The following is a 24,880-nucleotide window of genomic DNA, read 5'->3' as shown; positions in this document are numbered from 1 at the left end:
AGGTCCGGTCAGTGGCCGAGCGCAAACACGTTGATTTTTGGTTCGATCCGATTTGTCCTTTCGCCTGGGCCACGAGCCGCTGGATCAAAGAGGTCCAGAAGGTTCGTGACATTGATGTCACCTGGCATGTGATGAGCCTGTCGATGCTCAACGACGGGCGTGAGCTCCCGGCTGACTACCGCGAGAAAATGGACCGTTCCTGGGGCCCGGTCCGTGTGATCACCAAGGCAATCGCCGACCATGGAGCCTCGGTTACCGACGGTCTCTACACGGCCATGGGCGAGCTTTTCCATCACGAGCAGCTCGATGATCGCGCCGAGGTGATCGCCCGAGCATTGGAGCAGGTAGGGCTTCCATCAGAGCTTGCCGAGGCTGCGGATACCGACGCCTATGATGCGAAGCTGCGCGAGAGCCACGAGGCTGGTATCTCAAAGGTCGGTCAAGATGTCGGCACGCCGATCGTGGCCGTGGACGGCGTGGCCTTCTTTGGACCGGTCATCACCCGTGTGCCCACCGGCGAGGACGCAGGACGCCTCTTTGATGCGTCGGCCGAACTCGCTTCCTTCCCGTACTTCTTTGAGCTCAAGCGCACGCGCACGGAGTCGCCGACCTTCGAGTAACCCTCGTTGGACGGCTGTTATCCCGTCCGGTCACACTCCTACCGTCTTCGACGGTAGAGGCAGTGTGGTCGGGCGGGCATTTTCGTGCCCACACAGACCAGACGGTATACCGAACTGACCGCGTCATCGGGCGACTTTTACGAAGCGCTACGAAGGTCTATAAAATTTTTTTTGGATACCATCTGGTCGCACCGGCGTAGCACGCCAATTTTCTTTCAGATTTTCCGTCACCCGATTCGCCTACTGGGCGGTAACTACTTTCAAAGTTGCGTGGCTCACATTTTCCTAGGTCAATCTATGAATCATCTGTTTCAGGCTCCTCTGCGGACGGTAGATACTTGTCGTGCTGCTCGCTCACTCAGTGGTGTTGAATAATTAAGCATCACTGGATGTTCTTTTCATAACTACTTGTCACCTCAAGTTCTCATTCGCGAAATTGCTTGGAACAAAGTACTAGTGCGGTTGTGAAGTATGTGCTTGACTGTGTCCCACGAGTGCTACGGCACACAGTTTCGAGGGCGACCTAGTGGTCGCCGGATGAGGAGAACTACCGTGCAACTTGGTTCAAAGCAGAACCGATTGGCCAAGGCAGGCCGTCGCAAGTCCCTGCTGGCGGCAACCATGCTGGCAGGACTGTTGGCGGCAGGTACCGCACCCGTGGCTTCGGCCGCACCTGTGGTGGAAAACCAGCAGATCGAATCTCAGGAAATCTCGAAGAGCCAGGCCGAATCGGCGCTGGACTACTGGACCCCGGAACGCATGAAGGCGGCCAAGAGCGCCGATGCGTTGACTCGCGGCAAGTCGGCTTCGAGCAATGGCGTCAAGGTGGGACAGCCCAGCAAGATCGCCGGTGAAAAAGCCGAGAAGCAGGCGATCCGCAAGGGCAAGCCGACCAAGAACAACGCTGTATCTCCGGTCTCGCACATTGGCAAGGTCTTCTTCACGCTGGGCGGCCAGGACTACGTTTGCTCGGGTAACGCCGTAGTTTCGGCCAACGAATCCACCGTCTCGACCGCCGGGCACTGCCTGAACGAGGGGCCGGGAGCCTTCGCTACGCGCTGGATCTTCGCCCCTGCCTACGAAAACGGCAACACCCCGTACGGCACCTACGCCGCCACCGAGCTGGTCACCACCACGCAGTGGAGCAATGACGGGGACATCACCTACGACACCGGCTTCGCCGTGGTCTCGGACGGTAGCGGAGTGAGCCTGACCGATCGCGTCGGCGCCTCCGGCGTGGCCTTCAACCAGGCTCGCGGACTGACCTACACCGCCTTCGGCTACCCGGCAGCCTACCCGTTCAACGGTGAAACCCTGCACTCCTGCTACGGTTCGGCTACCCCCGACCCGTACGGTCAGAGCCAGTCCCAGGGCATCCCTTGCGACATGACCGGTGGTTCCTCGGGCGGCCCATGGTTCATCGGTAGCGGTTCGAACGGTTACCAGAACTCCGTGAACAGCTTCGGTTACAACGGCATCCGCAACACCATGTTTGGCCCGTACTGGGGCACTGCAATCGAGCAGGCTTACCAGGACGCACAGAACTAAGGCTGAACGCCTCCTCGACAGTCGAGTTCATTAAAGACTGATGCCCGGGTTCCCTAGGGAACCCGGGCATCAGTCTTTGCTACCTGCGGCTAGGAGGCGTCCTCGGCCGGTGCGAGCTCAACGTTGCGAAGGCTCAGCTCCTCACTCGACTCGTGCAGCGACAGCTCACGCGCGTTCGCCGCCGACTTCAGGTCCTCGAAACCAGCGTTCAACTGTTCGAGCTGTGCGGCCGAACCATGAATCTCACCGTTGAGTACCTCGGTGCGCTGCTTGACCTTCGCATCGGACTTCGCCTTGCGAATACCCGACAGGGCCAGACCCACGGTGGGTAGTACGCCTGCATCGGCACCTTCGATGGCACCGGCAAGGTGCTGTGCGCTGGGCCAGCTGGCGCGGTGCACGGAACCGGCGCGCCACCAGCCCCAAACCTCTTCGGTGGCGAAGGGCAGGAACGGGGCGAAGAGGCGCAGTACAGCGTCCAACGTGGTGGCCAAGGTAGCCAGCGCACTAGCCTTCTCCGCCTCGCCGTGCCCACCGTAGGCACGATCCTTGACTAGTTCGACGTAGTCATCGGTGAAGGACCAGAAGAAGGATTCGGTGATATCCAAGGCTCGGGCGTAGTCATAGTTCTCGAAGGCGCGCTGGGCATCTTCGATGACCGCCGAGAGCCGCACCAATAGCGAGCGGTCCATCCCATTGACCACGGCCGAACCGTCGCCGGAGAGCACGTCGGCCTGCGTGGCCCCCAGGTTCAGTACAAACTTCGACGCATTGAGAATCTTGATCGCCAGACGGCGACCGATCTTCATCTGCGCAACCTCGTAGGCCGTATCGGCGCCGAGCTTGGCGCTGGCCGCCCAATAGCGCACCGCGTCGGCCCCAAACTGCTCCAGTACGTCATTGGGGACCACAACGTTGCCCTTGGACTTGGACATCTTCTTACGATCCGGATCGAGGATCCAGCCGGAGATAGCGGCATGCTTCCACGGGGCATTGCCGTGCAAGGCATCGGCACGCACCGCCGTGGAGAATAGCCAGGTGCGGATGATGTCGTGGCCCTGCGGGCGCAGGTCGAAGGGGTACACCTTCGAGAAGAACTCGTCGTCACGGCCCCAGCGACCCACGATCTGCGGGGTAAGCGAGCTGGTTGCCCAGGTATCGAGCACATCGGCGTCACCGATGAATCCGCCTGCCACACCGCGCTGATCCTCGGTGTAACCGGCCGGAGCGTCGGCTGCCGGGTCGACCGGAAGCTGATCGAATGTTGGCAAGATCGGTGCGTCATAGTTCGGCTCGCCATGCTCGTCCACCTGGTACCACACCGGTACCGGGACGCCGAAGAAGCGTTGGCGGGAGACCAGCCAGTCACCGTTGAGACCGGACACCCAGTTTTCGTAGCGCGAGCGCATGAACGAGGGGTGGAAGTCGATCTGCTCACCGCGGGCAATCATGGTCTTGCGGCGATCCTCGTCGCGCCCGCCGTTACGGATGTACCACTGGCGTGAGGTGACGATCTCTAGGGGCTTGTCGCCCTTTTCGAAGAAGTTCACCGGGCGGGAGATTTTCTTCGGTTCGCCATCGAGCAGATTGGCTTCGCTAAGCAGCTCGACCACGGTTTCCTTGGCGGAGAACACCGTCTTACCGGAAATTTGGGCGTAGGCCTCGGCGCCGGCAGCGCTGGTGATCCACTCGGGGGTATCAGCCAGCAGTCGGCCGTCGCGGCCGATGATGGCGCGGGTTGGCAGCTGCAGTTCGCGCCACCAGGTCACGTCGGTGAGGTCACCGAAGGTACAGACCATCGCGATACCCGACCCCTTATCGGCCTGAGCCAACGGGTGGGCATGGACGGTCACCTCAACGCCGAAGAGCGGGGAAATGACGGTCTTGCCGAACAGGTGCTGGTAACGCTCGTCATCCGGGTGTGCGACCAAGGCGGCGCAGGCGGCCAGCAGCTCGGGGCGGGTGGTCTCGATGAAGACCTGTTCGCCCTCGGCGGTGCTGAACGGGTAACGGTAGTAAGCGCCGGGCATCTCGCGGTCTTCGAGTTCAGCCTGGGCGACCGCGGTGCGGAAAGTGACATCCCACAGGGTCGGGGCCTCGGCCATGTAGGCGTCGCCGTCGGCCAGATTCTGCAAGAAGGCGCGCTGTGAGACCGCACGCGAGGTGTCGTCGATGGTGCGGTAGGTCATATTCCAGTCAACGGACAGACCCAGTGTGGTGAAGAGCTGTTCGAAGACCTTCTCGTCTTCGACGGCCAGTTCTTCGCAGAGCTCGATGAAGTTCTTACGGCCAATAACGTCCCAGTCACGCTGGTTCTTCGCGGGCTTCTCCGGCGGGCGGTAGCCTTCGATGTACGGCTTGGTCGGATCGCAGCGCACGCCGTAGTAGTTCTGGACGCGGCGTTCGGTAGGAAGTCCGTTGTCATCCCAGCCCAACGGGTAGAACACGTTCTTACCGCTCATGCGCTGGTAGCGCGCCAACACGTCGGTCTGGGTGTAGGAGAACATGTGGCCCACGTGCAACGAGCCGGATGCCGTTGGTGGGGGAGTGTCGATGGAGTACACCGCTTCGCGGGTGGTGTCCTCGTTGAAGTGATAGGTGCCCTCGGTGCGCCACCGGGACGAAAGACGTTCCTCGAGGCCTTCCAATGCGGGCTTGTCGGGAACCGAAACCGTGACGGGCGTGTCTGTGCCCAAGTTTTCTTCTGCCATGCACACATTCTTTCATGTTTTCGACCCCCACCTCACCACCGGGAACCGGCGGTCGCTGAGGAAAGCGCCACACGCTCGAACGCTGATCGATGCGTCCGTTAACAAAGCGCCTGTGGCGGCGTAGCATCACAGATATGGGTATCGTCACGGCACCTCGCATACCGCCACCGGCCGTCGCGGCCGGGGCTTTGCTCGCGCAGTATTTACTGACGCGACCGGTGCGCGGCGGAATAGTGCGCCGAGCCTTCGCAGTGGGCCTCCTGGGTGCTGGAGTGACACTCGGTGCGCTGAGCGAACGCAGATTCCGTGCCGCGCGCACCACCGTGAATCCGCTTCATCCAGAGCGTGGCACGCAGCTGGTTGCAGATGGCCCCTATGCCATCTCGCGCAACCCGATGTATTTGGGTTTGGTATGTACCGTCGCGGCCCACGGACTATGGCGAGGAGGGTTACTGGCACAGGTGCCCACCGCTCTATTGGCCGAGTGGCTGGATCGGGCGCAGATACCCGCCGAGGAGCAAGCATTGCGGTCCTTGCACGGAAGAAGCTATGTCGAATACTGCCGGCGCGTGCCCCGCTGGATTGGTTCCGGGTGCGCCAACATCCCATGCGGAGCTGACGCGGATCGCTAGGATGGGGCCATGAAGCCCCTATCTCACGTGACCGAAACGCCGCGCCTGCGACCTGACATGCTCAAACATCCCGAGTCGCCGGTGTGGGGACGGGCTGTAGTCGAGGACTCACACCCACGCGGGGAGCATGGATATGCGGCAGGCGATCACCGCAGTGTGCGGGACTGGGTGTTGGTGAAGGGCGTGGAGACAGACCCGCATCAGGCACGGCACTGCCGCGTGGCCGAGACCAGAACCCACGTTACTCGTGCTGCCGGTAGCCCCTGGTGCGTTGGGGCTCGGGCATGAACAGGGTGCCACGGCAAGGTCTATTGAAAACAATCAGCTGGCTTGTCCCCGCGGTGCAGCGACAGCGATTTATCGCCCACTGGAAGGCGGCGGCGCCGCCTGCTGGCAGCGGTGGCTTCGCCCAATTCACGCTCCTATGCCGGGCGTTGTTCGCGGCCCTGACCTTTGACCGGGTGCGCCCGATCTACCCCGGGGCGGAACTAGAGCGCTGGGCAACGCGCCGTGTGTGGCGGACCGCGGCACTAGCCGCCGCCCTCCTGCCATGGGGATTTATCTTTGTGCTTTTTGGAGGGTTCGATCTTGAACCGGCCACACTCGCGAACGGCCAACAGCTGTTCTCGGTGGCGGCGCTCATTGGTCGGATACTGGCACTACTCGGTGCCGCGTTCCTGGTTGTCGGGGCAGCCCAGATCATGTTCTACCGGCTGGGCCGTACCCGGGTTAGATTGCCGCTACCCACTTGGGCCGCGGTTCTAGTGTTCGTCGGGGTGATCGTCCTGCTTACGGCATACACGGCGGTGGGGTACGGGGTGGTCGCGCTTTGCGCGATTGGTGTGTTGTTCGGTAGCCTCACCGCGCAGCGGCCACTACGTCACGCGGTGATTTTGCGGACTGGTGCGCAACTCCGTGGGGGCCTGCTGCTGGTGCTACTGAGCATTGGTGTTTCAGCCGTGGGCTTGCTTCATGTATTGCGCTGGAATCCGCAGGCCAAGGTGCCGAGCCTGAGTCTGGATCAGATCTACACACAGTTATACGCGGCCGGGGAGCGTTCGGGCACGATGGAGATGTTCATTTGGGCCGGTTGCTGGCCGGTGTGTGCCGCGCTCGTGGCGATCGGTGCGGCATGCCGCTGGCGCGTCGCGCCCGGTACGAGTCGGGGCTGGCTCATCGCCGGCGGGCTATTGATTGGCGCCCAAGTGTTCTTCCTCTGGTTTGCGAGTTTCGCGATGAGCATGGGCTTGGCCGATGCCTTTGGTACCAGCGGGGCCGATGCAGTACCAGCAGGGTATTTCCTTACTTTGTGCGGCACGGCCGCGCTGTCCGTAGCCGGGTATCTGTCTTGGGCCCCACCGCCACCACGCCGTTCCGTATCGGCAGGTGAACAGCTTGCCAGCTAAGCCCGACGTCCGCAGCCGGTACTGCGGCGACGTGGCTCGGTAAGGGCTTCATAACCTAACGCAGGGCTGTGACAAGGTTCTACAGTGGGTACATGACTATCGACGCCTCCAACTCAAAGTCACGTTCCGCCCTCGTCACCGGGGCCTCCAGCGGTATCGGCCAAGCCATCGTTCGCGCACTGTGCGCGGACGGTTGGACCGTTTACGCCGTAGCTCGCCGCGCCGAACGGCTACAGGCACTGGCCGAGGAAACCGGTGCGGTGCCCCTGGCCGCCGACGTGAGCGTGCAATCCGACATCGATGAGCTTCTCGCCGGACTCCAAGAGGGTCCCGGGGTGGACACCCTGGTGAACTGCGCCGGAGGGGCGCGCGGCACCGACTACCTAGCCGAGGCCAAGGACGCGGACTGGGAGTTCATGTTCCAGGCCAATGTGATGGGCACGATGCGTCTAACTCGGGCGCTGCTTCCGCAGTTGCGCGCCAATCAAGGCACCATCCTGAACGTGACCTCCACCGCCGCCCTAGCCAGCTACGAAGGAGGCAGCGGCTATAACGCGGCGAAATCGGCCCAGCGGGCACTGACCCAGGCACTGCGTCTGGAGGAGGTGGAGCACGGAATCCGCGTCATCGAGGTGCTCCCCGGACTGGTGCAAACCGAAGAATTCGCCCTTCGACGTCTCGGGGATGCGGGGGCCGCCGCCAAGGTCTATGCCGGCGTGGACGAGCCGTTGCTGGCCGAGGATGTGGCCGAGGTGATCCGCTATGCAGTTTCGCTGCCACACCATGTGAATCTCGACGAAATCGTCATCCGCCCGCAAGCCCAAGCAGCCAATCACAAGCTTGTGCGCAAGCACTAGTCAGTAAGGGAACCAGCCGATGCAAACCGTGCACATTATCGCCGCCAGCCACGGAACCGACAGCCAGGTGGGCCAAGCGCAGATCAACGAACTGCGCGAGCAAATCGCCGCGATCTTCCCGGTCCCCGACGGGGTCGACCTGCGCTGGCATGAGGCCTACGTGGATGTGCAACAACCACGCCTGCCCGAGGTTCTCGATGCGCTCCCGCGCGAAGAAGCGGTGGTCCTCGTGCCCCTGCTGGTCGCCGACGGCTTTCACACCACCGAGGACTTCGCCCAGGCCGCCGCCAGCCACCCGCGTGCCGTGGTGGCTGGAGTGCTGGCCACCGGGACCGAACTGGTCCGAGTGCTCGCCGACCGTGCCGCCGCGCATCTCGAGCAGGCAGAGACCGTGGTGTTGGCCGCCGCAGGCACCCGGATGCGCATTGGGCAAGAGCAGATTCAAACGCTCGCGCAGCGACTCGGGGAGGAACTGAACCGCGAGGTGGCGGTGGCCTATTGCGCCGGCGCCAAGCCCGAAGCCGGGGAGGTGGTGCGCGCGGCGGCAGGGGAGAAGGTCTTGCTGCTCAGCGTCCTGCTGGCGGAGGGATACTTCCAAAATAAGCTTCGCAGCACGGATGCATGGGTTGTGACAAGTCCTCTGTTACCTGACGCAAACATTGCGCAATGTTTCGCCGAAAGGGCCCAGCAGGCCCTTGCAGAGGTGCTCTTAGATGACGAAAAATGACGATGTTGACCAGTGCGAAGTAATCGGGCTCTAGAAGTCCTTTGGGCTTGGTTTGCCTCCGGGGTGGGCGCCTACGCTGGCAGACATGACGCAAACCACCACACCCACCCGAGCCACCCGGCGCGCGGCGAAGCCCAACGGACAATGGAAGGTCGACGGCAAGACCCCGCTCAACGCCAACGAGGAATTCAAGCAGGCCGATGACGGGCTGAATGTGCGCCAGCGCATTGAGCAGGTCTACTCCAAACAGGGATTCGACTCCATCACCAAAGATGACCTGCACGGGCGGTTCCGCTGGTGGGGGCTGTACACCCAGCGCGCTCAGGGGATCCCGGGCGGCAAAACCGCTAGCCTCGAACCGCATGAGCTCGAAGACAAGTACTTCATGTTGCGCGTGCGCATCGACGGCGGGGCGCTGAGTACCGAGCAACTGCGCGTTATTGGTGAGATCTCCACCGAATTCGGTCGCGATACCGCCGACTTCACCGACCGCCAGAACATCCAGCTGCACTGGATCGACGTGGTGGATGTCCCCGAAATCTGGAACCGACTCGAGGCCGTGGGGTTGAGCACCACCGAGGCCTGCGGCGACGTGCCGCGCGTCATCCTCGGTTCCCCGGTGGCCGGTATCGCCAAGGACGAGCTGATCGACCCGACCCCGGTCATCCGCGACATCGCTGCCCGCTATATCGGCAACCCGGAATTCTCGAACCTGCCGCGCAAGTTCAAATCCGCCATCACCGGGCACCCCAGCCAGGACGTGGTGCATGAAATCAACGACATCGCACTGGTCGGCGTGGAGCACCCCGAGCTGGGTGTCGGCTATGACCTCTGGGTCGGTGGCGGGCTGTCCGCGGCCCCACGCCTGGCCGAACGCCTCGGCGTCTTCGTCAGCCAGGATCGCGCCGCCGAGGTGTGGGAGGGCGTCGTCTCGATCTTCCGTGACTACGGCTTCCGCCGCTTGCGTAACCGCGCCCGCCTGAAGTTCCTGTTGGCCGACTGGGGACCGGAAAAGTTCCGGCAGATTCTGCAGGATGAGTACCTGGGCTACGCCCTACCCGACGGTCCGCCCGCCCCACAGCCCACCGAGGCCGGAGACCACTCCGGGGTGCATGAGCAGAAGGACGGGAACTTCTATGTTGGCCTGACCCCACTGGTGGGTCGCGTCTCCGGCACCATCCTCACCCGCCTCGCCCAGCTGGCCGAGGCGCATGGTTCCCAGCGCCTGCGTGCCACCCCGCACCAGAAGGTCGTCGTCCTGGATCTGCCCGGCGAGCAGGTGGAGTCCTTCATCGCCGGTGCCCGCGAGCTGGGGCTGGAAGCGAACCCGGGACTGCTGGCCCGTTCGGCCATCGCGTGCACCGGCATCGAATTCTGCAAGCTGGCCATCGTGGACACCAAGGACACCGCGGCCGGTGCGGTTCGTGAAATCGAATCCCGCCTGGCCGACGCCACCGGGAAGCTGCCCAAGAAGCTCTCGCTGCACGTCAACGGCTGCCCGAACTCCTGCGCCCGTATCCAAACCGCCGATATTGGGCTCAAGGGCCAGCTGATCACCAATGATGCCGGCGAACAGGTGTCCGGATTCCAGGTCCACCTCGGTGGCACCCTGGCCGGCTCCGAAGACGGAGAGGCATCACTGGGCCGCACCGTACGCGGCCTGAAGGTCGAAGCAGATAAGATCCCCGACTACGTCGAACGCGTGGTGCACCGCTACGGGGAAAGCGCCCAGGAAGGCGAGTCCTTCGCCGCCTGGGCCCACCGAGTCGACGAGGAGGAACTGGTATGAGCACCACCACCCGAAGCGAAGCCGAGCTGCGTCAGATCGCCGAACTGGGCGCCGCCGAGCTGGATTGGGAAGCCACCGCCGCCGAGGTGATCGCCTTCGCCGCCAAGCACCTCTCGGTGCGCGAGGTCGCCGTGGCCTGCTCGATGGCCGACGCCGTCCTGCCGGCGCTGGTGTCCGAAGAATTTCCCGATGTGGACGTGCTGTTCCTCGAGACCGGCTACCACTTCGCCGAAACGCACTTCACCCGCGATGAAGTGGCTGCGAAGCTGCCGGTGCGCGTCATCGACGTGCTGCCGGAACTAACCGTGGCCGAACAGGACGAGAAGTACGGTAAGGACCTATTCGCCCGCGACGCCGCAGCCTGCTGCCAGATGCGCAAGATGGACCCGCTGAAGAAGGCGCTATCCGGGTATTCGGCGTGGTTCACCGGAGTCCGCCGTGAAGAAGCACCCACCCGCACCAACACGCCGGTGGTGACCTTCGACGAGGCGCATGGGCTGATCAAGTTCAACCCGGTCGCCACCTGGAGCTTCGACGAGCTGGTCGGCTACGCCGGAGAGCACCAGGTGCCGGTGAACCTGCTGCTGGCCCACGGCTACCCGTCCATCGGTTGCCAGCCCTGCACCCGTCCGGTGGCCCCCGGCGAAGACCCACGCTCCGGGCGCTGGGCCGGGCTGTCGAAAACCGAATGCGGAATCCACCTCTAGGAAAGGGAGAAACACCATGACCGCACAAACTCTTGCTCCCACCCGTGCCGAGCGCAGCGTGCTCGACGCACTCGAGGCCGAATCCATTCACATCATCCGCGAAGTACTTGCCGAACACGAAAAGCCCGCGCTGCTCTTCTCCGGCGGCAAGGACTCCGTGGTGGTGCTCCACCTGCTAGCCAAGGCCGTTGCCCCGGCCCGCGTCCCGATCCCGGTCGTACACGTGGATACCGGGCACAACTTCGGGGAGGTTATCGCCTTCCGTGACGCCGCCGTGGAACGTTACGGGCTGAACCTCGTGGTCGGCTCCGTGCAGGACTACATCGACGACGGCCGACTGTCCGAGCGTGCCGACGGCACCCGCAATCTGCTACAGACCCGCGTGCTACTGGACACCATCGAAGCCCACGGTTTCGACGTGCTCTTCGGTGGGGCGCGGCGCGACGAGGACAAGGCACGCGCCAAGGAGCGCATCCTGTCGCTACGCGACGAATTCGGGGGATGGGACCCGCGCAACCAGCGTCCGGAGGTGTGGAACCTGTACAACGGTCGCCACGAGCCGGGCTGGCATGTGCGTGCCTTCCCGATCTCCAACTGGACCGAAGCCGATATCTGGGCCTACATCGAACGCGAAGAGATCCAGCTGCCGCCGATCTACTTCGCCCACGCCCGCCAGGTCTTCGAACGCGACGGCATGCTGCGCGCGGTCACCCCGGTGAGCCAGCCCACCGAGGACGAGCCGGTCACCATCCGCCGGGTGCGCTACCGCACCGTGGGTGACGCCTCCTGCACCGGGGCCGTGGCCTCCGAAGCCGACACCATCGAAAAGGTGCGCGCGGAACTCGCACTGTCCACGCTCACCGAACGCGGCGCCACACGCGCCGATGACCGAATTTCATCCGCGGCCATGGAAGACCGCAAGAAGGAAGGGTACTTCTAAAATGCCGCACACACTTCTGCGTATTGCAACCGCCGGCTCGGTAGACGACGGCAAGTCCACGCTGGTCGGCCGCCTGCTGCACGACTCGAAGGCCATCTTGGCCGATTCGCTGGATGAGCTGACCCGCACCAGCACCGAACGTGGTTTCGGCGGTGAGGTGCCGGCTCTTGACCTGGCACTGCTGACCGACGGGCTGCGTGCCGAACGCGAGCAGGGCATCACCATCGACGTGGCCTACCGCTACTTCTCGACCGATACCCGCTCCTACATCCTCGCCGACTGCCCGGGCCACGTGCAGTACACCCGCAACACCGTCACCGGCGCTTCCACCGCCGACGTCGCCGTGGTGCTCGTGGACGCCCGCAATGGCGTGCTCGAACAGACCCGTCGTCACCTGGGTGTGCTCGCCCTGCTGCGCGTGCCGCAGGTTGTCGTTGCCGTGAACAAGATGGACCTCATCGACTGGGACGAGCAGCAATTTAGTGCGATCGTCGCCGACATCGAGGCGCTGGCCGAGCAGCTGGGCTTGGCGCGCATTCACACCATCCCGCTGAGCGCCTTGGGTGGGCAGAACGTGGTCGAGCCAGGGGCCGAGAGCCCTTGGTACGAGGGCCCGACCCTACTGGGGCTCCTCGAAGCGATCGAACCATCGGAGCATGTGCAGGAGCACCTGCCGCGCCTGGACGTGCAGTATGTGATCCGCCCGCAGGGTGCCCTGGCCCCGGGGCTGGACGCCGAGGCCTACCGGGACTTCCGCGGGTACGCCGGCACCCTCGCCGGTGGAACGCTGAATGTGGGGGACAGCGTGAGCCTGCTCTCCAACGGCCGCCCGGCGCAGAGCCAGATCGCTGGAATCCACACCGTCAACGGTCCGGCCGCCAGCGCCGAAGCGGGGGAGGCCATCGTTCTGGAACTGGCCGATGAGATCGACATTGCCCGCGGCGACACCATCGTGGCCGGGGCGCTGCCGGAGCCGAGCAAGGAGCTCAGCGCCGAGGTCTGCGTGCTGGCCGAACGCACCTTGCGTTCCGGGGACCGGGTGCTGATCAAGCACGGCACCAAGGTGACTCAGGCAAAGATCTCCGGCATCGAGCACGTACTGGATGTGCTGGATTATTCCACCCGCCCCGCCGAGTCGCTGCAGCTGAACGACTTGGGCCGGCTGAGCGTGCGGACCGCCTCGGCTCTGGCCGCCGAAGCGTATGCCAGCAGCCGTACCGGTGGATCGTTCCTGCTCATCGACCCGGTCGACGGCACCACGCTGGCCGCTGGGTTCGTCCAGGACCGTCATGTCGCAGCCTGAACCACGCGCCGGTAGGCTACGGCTGCACCCGGCGGGTAGCGGATCCGGACGGCGGGCAAGCCGCTGGCTGGCCCCGGTGCTCGTCGCACTGGTGGCGGCCACGGCCGTGCTGACCGCGTTCGTGCCCGAACCCCAGTCGGTGGCAGCCAATGCCGATCAGGGCCCGGCGGCGAGCGTGCGCTTGGGCTACTTCGCCAACGCCACCCACGCCCCGGCGTTGGTGGGTGTTGAGCAAGGGCTCATCTCCCAGAGCCTGCAGGCCGATGGCACGCAGCTGGCCACCGAGGTGTTCAATGCCGGTCCGGCCGCCGTGGAAGCCTTGAACAGCGGCGCCCTGGATGCCGCCTACATAGGGCCTAGCCCGGCCCTGACCAGCTACCTCTCCAGCGGCGGTCACTCGCTGCAGGTCATCGCCGGAGCCACCACGGGTGGGGCCAGCTTGGTGGTGTCGAAGGACATCACCGAGGTGTCTCAATTGGCCGGAAAGAACTTGGCCAGCCCGCAGTATGGCGGCACCCAGGATGTGGCTCTGCGCCACTTCCTGGCCGAGCAGGGACTGAGCGAGAGCACCACGGTGACCCCGAGCAGCAACGGGACCGTCCCGCAGCTCTTCGCCCGCGGGGCGGTGGACGGGGCCTGGTTGCCCGAGCCCTACGCTTCGCTGCTGGTGGAGAACTATGGTGCCCACCGTCTGCTTGACGAGGCTCAGCTGTGGCCGGAGGGCAAGTTTCCCACCACCATGCTCGTGGTCTCCCAGCGGTTCAGCACCGAACACCCGCAGAGCGTACGTCGATTGCTGGAAGCCAATCAGCGTTCCATTGACACGTTGAACGCCGCGAAGAAGAACGAACGCGTGAAGCTTGTCGCCGCGGGGCTGAGCCACGCCAATGGCGCCACCCTCGATGAGAAGGTGCTGCGCGCGGCCCTGAGCGAGCTTCACTTCGACACCGTGGTGCCGGCCGGCACCCTGGAGCAGTTGATGGAGCACGCCGCACAGGTAGGTATTGGCCCACGCGGGGACCTGAGCGGTCTACTGGCCGATACGGCACAGGGGGAGCGACCATGAGTGTAGAACTGCATGAAGTCTCGCTGCGCTACGCCGATGGCCCGCTGGTCATCGACTCCCTGTCGGCCAGTATCGAGTCCGGCGAATTCGTGGCCGTGCTCGGTGCCTCGGGCTGTGGCAAGTCGTCGCTGTTGAACATCATCGCCGGACTGTTGCCGCCGAGCGCCGGGTGGCTGGAAGTGCCCGATGATCGCGCCGCGTTCATGTTCCAGGACGCGAACCTATTGCCATGGCTCAGCGCCGGAGACAATGTGGAGCTGGCGCTGAAGCTGGCCGGCGTGCCGGCCGGGCAGCGGGCGGCGAAAGTCGCCGAGCTCTTGCAACTGGTGCAGCTGGGACATGCGGCGCACCGCAAACCCCATGAGCTCTCCGGAGGCATGCGGCAACGCGTGGCCCTGGCCCGGGCGCTGGCTCAGGAACGCGAAGTGCTCTTGATGGATGAGCCCTTTGCGGCCCTGGATGCGATCACCCGGGACATGCTGCACGAGGAGCTACGCGCGCTATGGCAGCGTACCGGCAAGACCATCATCTTCGTGACGCACAACGTGCGTGAGGCGATCCGCTTGGCCGGACGCATCCTGGTGCTCTCCTCGCATCCCGGGCGCATCCTCGAAACCCGGTGGATCACCGAGGAGCTGCGGGAGGATCCGGCACGCAGCGCCGCCATGGCCAATGAACTGACCCAGATCTTGCGAAAGGAGCAACGCAAAGATGACGACGCTCGTTGAACGCAGCGGCAGCGCGACGCACAGCGCCCCGGCGCCTGCGCCGAAACCGCGCCGAGCGCGTAGCGGAATGCTTTCGCCCGTGCTGGCCGTGATCGTGTTGCTCAGTTTGTGGCAGATCATCGCCTGGGCGGTGCCGTTGCGCCAGGACCTGTTCCCGGGTCCGGTGCAGGTTGCCGCCAAGCTCCCGCAGGTGCTGGCCGACGGATCGCTGTTGCCGGCCGTGGGTACCTCGCTGTGGCGGGCGTTGAGCGGTTTCGTGTTGGCGGTGCTGATCGCCACGCCGATCGCCCTGCTCTTGGCCCACCAGCCGCGGTTACGCCAGGCCGTTGGCCCGCTGATTTCCGCGTTGCAGGTATTGCCCTCCATTGCGTGGGTTCCGGCGGCCATCATCCTCTTCGGGCTTTCCGACGCCACCATCTACACGGTATTGCTGCTTGGGGCGGTGCCCTCGATTATCAACGGTCTGCTGGCCGGCGTGGACCTCATCCCGGGGCAATACCGTTCGCTGTCGACCGTGCTAGGCGCCAGCCGAGCCCAACATATCTGGCATGTGGAGTTACCTGCGGCGCTGCCTGGCTATGTGGCCGGGTTGCGTCAGGGGTGGGCCTTTGCCTGGCGTTCATTGATGGCCGCGGAGCTGATTGCGGTTGGCGGTTCGCTGGACTTGGGCGTTGGCTCGCTGCTCCAGCGCGGCCGAGACCTGGCCGACCTGCCGCTGGTGATGCTGGTGATCATCTTCATCCTGCTCATCGGCGTGCTTATTGAACTGCTCTGCTTTGCTCCGCTGGAACGGAAATTGTTGGCGGACCGCGGACTGAAACGAACTGGAGAACACCATGGTTAAGGGAGAGATCACCCTCATTGGTGCCGGGCCTGGTGACCCGGAACTGATCACCGTGGCCGGCTACAAGGCCCTATTGCGCGCCGACGTGGTGTTGGCGGACCGTTTGGCCCCGCGCGCCTTGTTGGCCGACCTTGCCGACGACGTCACCGTCATCGATGTGGGCAAGGCTCCTGGGTGCCACGTGGCCAGTCAGGATGAAATTAATGAGTTAATCGTCACTCACGCGCTGGCCGGAAAGAACGTGGTCCGGCTCAAGGGCGGCGATCCCTACGTGCTGGGGCGCGGCGGCGAAGAACGCCTCTACGCCGAACAGCACGGACTGAGCGTACGGGTGATCCCCGGGATCACCAGCGCCGTCTCGGTACCCGCCGCGGCGGGTATCCCGGTCACACATCGGCACCTCGCCACGGGCTTTACCGTGGTCACCGGGCATCAGGACCTCGGTGAGGTTCCGGTACGTGCCGATCACACCCTGGTGGTGCTCATGGGTGTTTCGACCCTGGCATCCACCGTGTCCACGCTCACATCCCGTGGGTTGCCGTCAAGTACCCCGATTGCGATTATCGAGCGAGGTTACTCACAGACGCAACGCACAACTATAGGTACGCTAGAAGAGATCGTAGTGCGCGCCCGCAAAGCCGCAGTGGCGAATCCGGCCGTCATCGTGATCGGTGACGTAGTCCGTCTGGCACCAGATGCACAGGTCCACCTGGCTTCATTAAAGTCGTTGGACACGTCCGATGCCGCGGCGGCGGCCACATTCGTTGACTAAGAAAGTAGATGTTGATTGATGAGTGAAATTACCATCCCAGAGCACCTGACCTCGCGCGCCCTGCGCGTGGCGATCGTCGGGGCAGGACCGGCCGGCATCTACGCCGCGGATCTTCTGGCCAAGAGCCAGCCCGTGGCATCCGGCGAATTGGGTCTGAAGGTGGATCTCTTCGACGAGCTCCCCACCCCCTTCGGCCTCATTCGTTACGGTGTTTCGCCGGATCACCCACGCATTAAGGGCATTATTAACGCCCTGCACAAGGTGCTGAACAACGACTGGATCGATTTCTACGGCAACGTAGGCTTGGGCCGCGACATCACCCTGGCCGAGCTGAAGGAACGCTACGATGCGGTCATCATCGCCACCGGTGCACAGAAGGACGCGGACCTGAACATTCCGGGTATCGACCTTGAAGGCTCCTTCGGCGGCGCCGACTTCGTCTCCTGGTACGACGCGCACCCGGACGTGGATAAGAACTGGGATCTGTCGGCTAAGGAAGTAGCCGTGATCGGTAACGGCAACGTGGCTCTGGACGTGGCTCGCATTCTGTCCAAGCACGCCGATCAGCTCATTGAAACCGAGATCCCGGCGCACATTTACGAGCAGCTGAACAACTCGGCCGTCACCGACGTGCACGTTTTCGGTCGCCGTGGCCCGGCACAGGTGAAGTTCACCCCGCTGGAACTGCGCGAACTGTCCCACTCCAAGGATGTGGACATCGTCCTCTACCCGGAGGACTTCGAGTTCGACAAGGCCTCCGACGAGGCCATGAAGACCAATAACCAGACCAAGACCATGGTCTCGACGCTGACTAACTGGCTCATCGAGCAGGAAGAACGCGAAGACGCCCCGAGCGCCTCGCGTCGCCTGCACCTGCACTTCCTGCAGTCCCCGGTGGAGATCCTTGGTGAAGACGGCAAGGTTGCCGGCTTGAAGGTTGAGCGCAACGAACTCGATGGCACCGGCAACGCCAAGGGCACCGGCGAATTCATCGAGTACCCGCTGCAGGCGGTCTACCGTGCCGTGGGTTACTTCGGTTCGGCCGTGGACGATATCGAGTACGACGGCGCCAAGGGTGTGCTGCCCAACGTCGAGGGTCGTGTTCAGGATGCCGAGGGCAACTTCGTTCCTGGCCTCTACGCCACCGGCTGGATCAAGCGCGGCCCGGTGGGCCTGATTGGTCACACCAAGGGCGATGCGCTGGAAACCATCACCCACCTGCTCGAGGACCTCACCGAGCTTGCCGTTCCGGCCTCGGAGCAGACCATCGCCGAACTGTTGACCGAACGCGGCGTGGACTACGCTGACTGGTCCGGCTGGTTGGCCTTGGACGAGCAGGAGAAGGCACTCGGCGCCCAGGCCGGTACCGTGGAAACCCGCTTCGGCGAGGTGACCCGCGACCGGATCAAGGTTGTGGAACGCGGCGAGATGCTTGAGTATGCTCGCGCAAAAAAATTGGCTGAGAGCCTGTAAGACCACCCCGGGCTCAGCGAACTAAGCCCCGGAGCGTCGAATGATATCGACGCTCCGGGGCTTTCGCCTTTAACGCTGCGCCGGATCGAGCAACGCTTCGCTCGTGGCCGCCGGGTACTCGGTGGGGAAAAGCTCGGCCACCTCGCGCCGCTTGTAGTCGCGCTCTGGATAGCCGGCCACCATGCGGGCAAAGAGCTGTTGAGCTTGCTCGCGTAGCCGCACGAGATCGAAGCCCGGTAATTCGGAGTTCACCACCACCGGGCGTCCGGCCACATAACTGTCGGTGATATTCCGGGCCGAACCGTTCAGGACCAGGGTACGTAGCGGGTCCTCGACCACCCCATCGCGGAAGTCCGTCAGCGAGGCGACGATGAGATCGGCCTGAGCGCCAGGCGCTAGTCGTCCCAAATCCTCGCGGCCCAGCGCCCGGGCGCCACCCAAGGTCCCGGCGTTGAAGAAGTCGGAGATTTTCCCGGCGTCGAGGCGGCCCTCGATGATCCGTGCCGCGTGGGTACCCACGTCGATTCCCTTGATGAGATCCGGCGGGAAGGAATCGGTGCCAAGGGTCATATTCACCCCGGTGGCCGCGAAAGCGTCAAAGGAACGCAGCATTCTGCCGTAGTGGAAAGTGGTCAACGGGCAATGAATGATGCTGACCTCGTGGCGGGCCAGTAGCTCCAGGGCCCCACCCGGAGCACTGCTCGTTGGGTCGGTACCGTCGATGACGATCCCATGGGGAATCAGCAGTCTGGTCTCGAGCAACCCGGTATCGTGAAGCTGTTCGAGCACGGTACGGCCGGTGCGCGCGGCCAGGAAAGTATCCTCCGCCTCGGATTGCAGGCAGTGTAGGCGCACCAGTGCGTTGCGATCCGTGGCAAGCCGGGCGGTGCGCCGCATTAACTCATCACTGAGCGTTTCAATGCGGCAGGGGAGAAGGACTCCGGTAATTAACGGGTGCGCCAGCTCTTGGGCATAGTCGAGGAAGCGCTCTGCCTCGTCTAAGCCGCGCAGCCCCTCGGACTCGTCAAAGAGGATCACCCGCTGACCGTCGTCATCCGTGACGTTAACCCCGGAACGATAGGCCGGTCCGAGGAAACCCCGCAGGCCGATAGAGATGCTGGTCTGCGCCATGCCGCGTAGTTCAGCAAAGCTTTCGGCCCAGGCGCTGTGGATCTCCGAAGCGATGGGCATATAGCTGGTGATCCCATGCAGTGCCAGTTGCGCGAGCGCATAGGTGCGGATGACCTGCCGCTCGTCGGCGGTGAAGACATCGTGTCGCCGGTGCTCGAAATAGTCGCGCGACCACTGCAGGCCAGGGGCGATCTCGGCGGTGGGAGAGGAATCGATGAGCAGGTGATCGATATCCGTTAGGGCATCTAGATCAATGAATCCCGGGGCGATCAGACTGTTGCCGAAGTCCCGTTCCGCATCGACAGCGCCCGGATAATGCGCCCCGATGTAAATGATCGTGTCCTCGTCAAAAACCAGTTCTCCGTCGGTGTGCATGACGTGCCGTGACCCGTCGAATCCGAGAATATATCGGGCGCGCAGGCGTGTGATCATCGCCCTCTCCAATCTGAAGCTGAAGTTTAGTATGCCAAATCAGCGTGGGTGATGCACCGAACTCGCCTCGTGATTCAAGGTTTTGCCTTGTAAATCTCGGTTATGAGTATTATGTGACGCATCTTGCGCTGTCTGGTGATGTAGCTTACCTTATTTCTGTATACCAAAATTGAGTGATGTCCCGCACAGCGTGGACGAGATCAAGGGAGCACCCAAATGAGTCATGAGCCGGCAGCTGCCGTGCACGCGCAGACAGAGGCGCAGCCTAGCGCGACGCGTTCGGCGCTCTTTACGCCCAACGCGTGGCAGTGGGGATCGATGATCCTGCTCTCGGCGGGAATTTGTGTCGTTGCCATCCTGCTCGGCACGCATAAGATCCCATTGGGCAATGCCGCCATCGTGCTCATGCCGGTGCTCTGGGCGGTGCTACTCGGGGCCGTCATCGGTGTGCAGAAGGTCCGTCCGATGACCGGGCACAGCCGTGCGGTGTCCTCGGTGCTCCTGGATGTCAGCATCGTGATGTTCTTGGCCGCACTGGGAGTGAGCGTCGGATCGGCCCTCTCACAGCTGACCGACCTGGGTCCCGCCGTACTACTTCAGGAAGTCGGCCACATTTTCGGCACCGTGATCATCGCGCTGCCGGTGGCCGTGGCCTTGGGCATGGGACGCATGGCCATCGGAGCCACCTGGGCGATCGACCGCGAGTCCTACCTCGCCTACGCCTTGCAACGCTTCGGGGTGAAGTCCCCGGAATACCGCGGCGTCTTTTCGGTCTGGCTACTCGGTAGCGTTTTCGGTGCCGTGTTCATATCCTTGCTGGCCGGTTTGCTTGGCGGTCTGGGGATCTTTGACCCACGCGCCCTTGCATTGGGACTTGGGCTCGGGTCGGGGTCCATGATGCTCGGCGGTGTGGCCGCACTGTCGATTATCTATCCCGAGCAGGCCGGCGAAATCATGGCCCTGGCGGCCCTGTCCAACCTGGTGACCAATCTGGTTGGTTTCTATGCCGGAGTGTTCCTCTCCATGCCGATGGCGCAGCGCCTGTACACCTTCTGGAAGCGGCTATTCCGCCGCGATGACGAGGGGCGCCGGGTCGGCGCCAATGGACAGCCGGTGAAGAAGGCCAAGCGTTCGGAGGCCGCCTCGGCCATTGACACCAACGCCGTCACCGTGGATCCCGAGGTGCGGATGAAGCCATCCACCTGGATCATTGCCTTCGGGGCGAGCATCGTCGTCGGGTTCCTGCTCAACGCCTTGGGAACCGGCGTGGCCGGGGCCAATGAGGCCCTTGGCATTCTCGTCCTCGGCGCGCTAACGTCCGTGGCCTTCCTGCTCAGTAAATTGGTGCGCTCGGTACCGCCCAGTGTGTGGGTGCTGGCGCTGGCCACCTTCGTGACCGCCCCCTTTATGCCGACCGCGGGACTCGTAACCGGGCTGACCGAACATCTCGACGCCCTGTTCGTGGGTCTGGCCTCGATCGCGCTCCTGGGCATGAACCTCGGGCGCGATGTGAAGGCACTGAAGTCGCTGAATTGGAAGGTTGTCATCGTGGCGATGCTGACCTTCACCGCGAGCTTCGTTGGAGCCGCCGCCTTGGCGCAGTTCGTCATCCACGTATAGCACCGTGCAGCCCACTGGCCGACTCGCTTCCCACAGGGTCAGCGAGGCGGCCAGTGCCACGTGCGCAAGTCCCCGGCGCGTGTACAGGATAAGGACCGGCGAGTTTTTGCCCGGAATTCACTTAGGGTTGCGCAGCACGTCAGCACCGGAGGGAAGACTGGGCGCCATGGAGCAGCAACAAATCCTGTCCCCAGCCCCAAGCCCGCGGCCGAACCTGCCGGGGTCTGCCCCGGAGGTCAGGGTCATTGGGCACCGCGGTGCGAGTGGAGTTGCACCGGAAAACACCTTGGTGGCAGTTGCCGCGGCAGTACGCTGCGGGGCACAGTACATCGAGGTGGACGTGCAGCTCAGCGCAGACGGGGTGCCCTTCGTCTTCCACGACGAAACCGGGCGCCGCACCACTAACATCGCCGAGGTCTTTCCCCGCCGGGCACGCCGGCCCATCACCACCTTTACCTGGGCGGAACTGCAACGACTGGAGGTTGGTTCGCACTTCTCCGCGGCATTTGCCGGCGAACGCATCGCGCACCTCGACGAGGTCCGCGACGCGGTACACGGACATTGCGGGCTATTTATCGAGATCAAGAATCCAAAGAATTCCCCGGGGATCGAAACGGTGCTCGCCGAACGGCTCACTAACGATATGAAGTGGGTCGATGTGGTGCGACGCCACGGCGTGGAAGTGCTCGGGTTTGATGCACGCTCGAACCGAGAGTTCGCCCGGCTGGCCGGACATATCCCCGTGCAACAGCTCACCAGATCCGTCCCCTCGAAACGCGCACTTACACGAATCGAACAATACGCTCAGGCCATTGGGGTCAATTACCGTGCCCTCGACGAACGTGGGGCGCGACGGTTACGCCGTAGTTCGCTGGACTTCGGGGTCTATACCGTCAATGGTCCACGCGCCGTTTCCAACGCCGTGGCCCGAGGTGCTACTCGGATCACCACAGACTGGCCGGAACGGGTCGCCGAGCAGCTGCAGCGGCGGACACCGGGTCCGCCGCACAACTGACCGGTCGCTAGTGACGTGTCGGCGTCGCTTCCGCCGCCACGGGGCGCGTCGGATTCGCTGTGACGCTGCGCCGCAGCATGACGAACAACAGGATCATCCCGGCACTGAGCCCCATATGACCCAGACCCGCGATTCCGGAGATCATCTTGCTCGATTCCATCCCGAGAACGGTCAGCATGCCGTGTACCGTGAGCATGGCCGTCGTCAAGATCAGTCCGGCGTTGTAGGTGCCGAGGAACCATGCGAACAGTTTTCGTTGTTCACTGAGCTTGAAGGCTTTTTCCAGAAGAAGTACGAGCAGTATGACCACAAATCCCAGCACCAGCAAGTGTGTGTGCACCACCGACAATTGCGTCCATGATCCTTCGGGGAAGTCGTTGAGCTTGGTGAACTCTCGATAGAACAATCCCGAGGCTACGCCTAGGAGCATGTAGCCGAACGCCAAGTTAAGAAGTTTACGCATGAATTTCACTTTCTGTCGCGGCGGGGTGCGCCGGTTGTGTCGAGGTTGAAGGTTGATCGCCAAACAGTGGGTGGCGGCCCGAGGACAGCAGGGCAAAGAGGGCCGGCAACAGCAAGGTGCGCACCAGGAAGGTGTCGACCAAAACTCCCAGGCCGACAATGACTCCTAGCTGGCCGAGCACCGTCAGTGGCAAGGTGGCGAGGGCGGCGAAGACGCCTGCTAGCACCATGCCCGCACTGGTGATTACGGTTCCGGTACGGCTCGCCGCTCGTGGCACCGCGGCGTGTAGCGGTAGCTCGAGCAGGTCTTGCCGCACCCGTTGCGTCAAGAAGATGGTGTAGTCCACACCAAGAGCGACTAGGAACACGAAAGCTAGGAGCGGTACCTGAATGTCGAGCGCGTTGATCTGGAATAGCAAGGCCGAAACCACCGATCCCACGCCGAGTGCGGCCGCGGCGCTGAGCAGGTTGACAAAGCCCAAAGCTACGGCGGTGCGCCAGGAGCGTGTGAGCCAGCCGAGCATGAGCAAGCAGATGGCCGCAATCAGCGGGGCGATCAGGAGCAGATCCCGCAGATGTCCCTGATGGTTGTCGTACTGTTCGGCGATCTGGCCGCCGACCAGCACCGTCGCGTCGCTATGTGCCGCGGCTTGGTCACGGAGTTCCTTGATAAGCTCTTGGGCCTGCTGCGATCCGGGATCGGCATGAGTGATCACCGAGAATTGTTGCCAGGTGCTATTGAGCGTGCTGGGCTCAGCGACCCGGGCCACGTCGGCGAGCCCGGCAAAGGTTTCGCGTAACGCCGTCGCATCCGCGCCGTCACTGAGCACGGTGATTGGCTGAGCTTCCCCGGCAGGGAAGTGGGCCACTAGCTGCTGCATGGCGCTGGCCGACTCGGTCTGGGTACGAAATTGTTGGGTTTGATCTAGACCCATCCGGGTGCCGGCCAACCCGCCGGCCAGCACGAGCAGAAGCACCATAAGGGTCGCGACATTCAGTGCTGGTTTGCGCATTGCCGCGTGGGCGGCGCGGCCGAAAACATTCGTGGGTGCCGGGGCGACACCGGGGCTGGGCACCAGCGGCCAGAAGGCCTTGCGTCCGGCAAGCGCCAAGACCGGAGGGAGCAGGAACAACACGAGCAGTGCGGCGATCAGCAAGCCCGCGGCGCACACCACGCCCAAGCCGCGAGTGTCGTCCATGACGGCGAGACCCAAGGTGAGTAGCGCCAAAACGACCGTGAGATTCGAGGTCGCGATGGCTTCGAAACTCGCGACCCAGGCGGTGCGCAGGGCCGCGCGATGATCCTTCTGACGCCGTAGCTCGTCACGGTAGCGGGAAATGAGTAACAACGCGTAGTTGGTTCCGGCGCCAAAGACCAGCACGCTAAGTACCCCGGCATCGAAATGCAGTCCCAGACTCGTCCCGAGCAGGTTAGCGACTCGGCCGGCCAGTCCGTCGGCAAGCCCCACCACCAGCAGGGGGAGCAACCACAAGATCGGCGACCGGTAGGTCACGATGAGCAAGATTGCGACAATCGCTACCGTCACCGCCAAGAGCGTGAAGTCGGCCCCGGCGAATGCGCCGGTAATGTCCACGGCGAAGGCTGTTGACCCGGTGACCTGTTGCTGGACGCCGTCGATGGGGTGCGCGGCAATGGAGGTGCGGAGGTCGGTCAGGGTCTGCCGATCGTCCATTTCGGAGACGGTGTCCCAGCTCAGTGGCACCATCACCGCTGCACGGTCTTCACTTCTGATGACGCGCCCGGAGCTCAGGCCCAGCGCCTGAGCGTATTCACGGCTCTGCGCGGTGAACCGTTCAACCTGAAAGGGATCTAACTCCTGAGCGTCGTCGCCGCTGGCGACCAGCAATGCCGTTGTGCGGTGCTCGGTAGTATTTTCGCGCAGTAGCTGCGCTACGCGGGCCGAATCGGAACCCTCGACCGGGGCCCCGCTGGCACGTGGCGGGGCGTCGATGCCACTGAGCGCACCCAAAAGCAGGGTGATGACAAGCAAACTCAGCGCCAACCAGCGGCGCGCGCTGCGGCGGCAGGTGAGCGTGTCGCCGAGGCGGGAAAGGACTGGAAGTTTCATACTTCCA

General features: G+C 63.5%; 22 protein-coding genes. 18 read left to right on the top strand and 4 right to left on the bottom strand.

Translation table 11 applies throughout. From position 1 onward, the window contains the following. Positions 1–11 precede the first annotated feature (11 nt). Together ACYU0X_RS09950 and ACYU0X_RS09945 are read left to right on the top strand one after the other, a co-directional pair. Positions 12–620, top strand: coding sequence for a mycothiol-dependent nitroreductase Rv2466c family protein (locus tag ACYU0X_RS09950; RefSeq protein ID WP_461900509.1), 609 nt, complete (start codon positions 12–14; stop codon positions 618–620). Between the two features lie 552 nt (positions 621–1,172). Further along, positions 1,173–2,168 (top strand): trypsin-like serine peptidase, encoded by a 996-nt coding sequence (locus ACYU0X_RS09945; protein WP_459273483.1) that lies wholly within the window; start codon positions 1,173–1,175, stop codon positions 2,166–2,168. An 89-nt stretch (positions 2,169–2,257) separates the two neighbouring features. On the opposite strand, the gene valS is transcribed toward ACYU0X_RS09945, so the two are convergent. Continuing rightward, entirely contained in the window at positions 2,258–4,879 is a 2,622-nt protein-coding gene (gene valS, locus ACYU0X_RS09940; RefSeq protein WP_461900507.1) for a valine--tRNA ligase, read from the bottom strand. Between the two features lie 134 nt (positions 4,880–5,013). On the opposite strand from valS, the gene ACYU0X_RS09935 reads away from it, so the two are divergent. The 14 genes from ACYU0X_RS09935 to ACYU0X_RS09870 all read left to right on the top strand — a co-directional run bounded on the left by ACYU0X_RS09935 (position 5,014) and on the right by ACYU0X_RS09870 (position 18,123). After that, positions 5,014–5,511, top strand: coding sequence for a methyltransferase family protein (locus ACYU0X_RS09935; RefSeq protein ID WP_461900505.1), 498 nt, complete (start codon positions 5,014–5,016; stop codon positions 5,509–5,511). Positions 5,512–5,520: 9 nt separating this feature from the next. Next, entirely contained in the window at positions 5,521–5,799 is a 279-nt protein-coding gene (locus tag ACYU0X_RS09930; RefSeq protein WP_461900503.1) for a hypothetical protein, read from the top strand. Between the two features lie 23 nt (positions 5,800–5,822). Further along, on the top strand, positions 5,823–6,917 hold the full coding sequence (locus ACYU0X_RS09925; protein ID WP_461900502.1) for a hypothetical protein: 1,095 nt from the start codon (positions 5,823–5,825) through the stop codon (positions 6,915–6,917). 92 nt (positions 6,918–7,009) lie between these two features. Beyond that, entirely contained in the window at positions 7,010–7,774 is a 765-nt protein-coding gene (locus ACYU0X_RS09920; protein WP_461900501.1) for an SDR family oxidoreductase, read from the top strand. Between the two features lie 19 nt (positions 7,775–7,793). Further along, entirely contained in the window at positions 7,794–8,501 is a 708-nt protein-coding gene (locus ACYU0X_RS09915; protein WP_461900499.1) for a sirohydrochlorin chelatase, read from the top strand. Between the two features lie 85 nt (positions 8,502–8,586). Further along, entirely contained in the window at positions 8,587–10,290 is a 1,704-nt protein-coding gene (locus ACYU0X_RS09910; protein WP_461900498.1) for a nitrite/sulfite reductase, read from the top strand. Next, a complete protein-coding gene (locus ACYU0X_RS09905; RefSeq protein WP_461900496.1) occupies positions 10,287–10,997 on the top strand; it encodes a phosphoadenylyl-sulfate reductase in 711 nt (236 codons plus the stop codon). The genes ACYU0X_RS09910 and ACYU0X_RS09905 overlap by 4 nt, the downstream gene beginning before the upstream one ends. Before the next feature lie 16 nt (positions 10,998–11,013). Next, complete coding sequence (gene cysD / locus ACYU0X_RS09900) at positions 11,014–11,937, top strand: sulfate adenylyltransferase subunit CysD (protein WP_309406857.1); 924 nt, start codon at positions 11,014–11,016, stop codon at positions 11,935–11,937. Position 11,938: 1 nt separating this feature from the next. After that, a complete protein-coding gene (locus tag ACYU0X_RS09895) occupies positions 11,939–13,240 on the top strand; it encodes a sulfate adenylyltransferase subunit 1 (protein ID WP_461900494.1) in 1,302 nt (433 codons plus the stop codon). Beyond that, positions 13,227–14,306 carry an ABC transporter substrate-binding protein gene (locus tag ACYU0X_RS09890; protein WP_461900493.1) on the top strand — a complete coding sequence of 360 codons (1,080 nt, stop codon included), beginning with the start codon at positions 13,227–13,229 and terminating at the stop codon, positions 14,304–14,306. The genes ACYU0X_RS09895 and ACYU0X_RS09890 overlap by 14 nt, the downstream gene beginning before the upstream one ends. Continuing rightward, the gene (locus ACYU0X_RS09885; RefSeq protein WP_309406862.1) at positions 14,303–15,034 is read left to right on the top strand and encodes an ABC transporter ATP-binding protein; all 732 of its coding nucleotides are present in this window, start codon (positions 14,303–14,305) and stop codon (positions 15,032–15,034) included. The genes ACYU0X_RS09890 and ACYU0X_RS09885 overlap by 4 nt, the downstream gene beginning before the upstream one ends. Next, positions 15,018–15,878 (top strand): ABC transporter permease, encoded by an 861-nt coding sequence (locus ACYU0X_RS09880; RefSeq protein ID WP_309406864.1) that lies wholly within the window; start codon positions 15,018–15,020, stop codon positions 15,876–15,878. Before ACYU0X_RS09885 ends, ACYU0X_RS09880 begins: the two co-directional genes overlap by 17 nt. Beyond that, positions 15,871–16,650 carry a uroporphyrinogen-III C-methyltransferase gene (cobA, locus tag ACYU0X_RS09875; RefSeq protein ID WP_461900490.1) on the top strand — a complete coding sequence of 260 codons (780 nt, stop codon included), beginning with the start codon at positions 15,871–15,873 and terminating at the stop codon, positions 16,648–16,650. The genes ACYU0X_RS09880 and cobA overlap by 8 nt, the downstream gene beginning before the upstream one ends. Positions 16,651–16,668: 18 nt before the next feature. Then, positions 16,669–18,123: an FAD-dependent oxidoreductase gene (locus tag ACYU0X_RS09870; RefSeq protein WP_418906785.1), complete on the top strand. Its 1,455-nt coding sequence runs from the start codon at positions 16,669–16,671 to the stop codon at positions 18,121–18,123. A 69-nt stretch (positions 18,124–18,192) separates the two neighbouring features. Here the strand turns inward: ACYU0X_RS09870 and ACYU0X_RS09865 are convergent, their stop codons facing one another. Continuing rightward, entirely contained in the window at positions 18,193–19,686 is a 1,494-nt protein-coding gene (locus ACYU0X_RS09865) for a chlorohydrolase family protein (protein ID WP_461900489.1), read from the bottom strand. 216 nt (positions 19,687–19,902) lie between these two features. On the opposite strand from ACYU0X_RS09865, the gene ACYU0X_RS09860 reads away from it, so the two are divergent. Continuing rightward, the gene (locus tag ACYU0X_RS09860) at positions 19,903–21,306 is read left to right on the top strand and encodes a DUF3100 domain-containing protein (protein ID WP_461900487.1); all 1,404 of its coding nucleotides are present in this window, start codon (positions 19,903–19,905) and stop codon (positions 21,304–21,306) included. Between the two features lie 166 nt (positions 21,307–21,472). Next, on the top strand, positions 21,473–22,321 hold the full coding sequence (locus tag ACYU0X_RS09855; RefSeq protein WP_461900485.1) for a glycerophosphodiester phosphodiesterase: 849 nt from the start codon (positions 21,473–21,475) through the stop codon (positions 22,319–22,321). A 7-nt stretch (positions 22,322–22,328) separates the two neighbouring features. Here ACYU0X_RS09855 and ACYU0X_RS09850 read toward each other — a convergent pair whose 3' ends face one another. Next, complete coding sequence (locus ACYU0X_RS09850) at positions 22,329–22,784, bottom strand: DUF2871 domain-containing protein (RefSeq protein WP_461900483.1); 456 nt, start codon at positions 22,782–22,784, stop codon at positions 22,329–22,331. Beyond that, entirely contained in the window at positions 22,777–24,873 is a 2,097-nt protein-coding gene (locus ACYU0X_RS09845; RefSeq protein ID WP_461900481.1) for an MMPL family transporter, read from the bottom strand. Before ACYU0X_RS09845 ends, ACYU0X_RS09850 begins: the two co-directional genes overlap by 8 nt. Positions 24,874–24,880 lie beyond the last annotated feature (7 nt).

The organism is Glutamicibacter sp. X7 (assembly GCF_054889245.1).
This window is presented reverse-complemented; position numbering and strand designations above follow the sequence as displayed.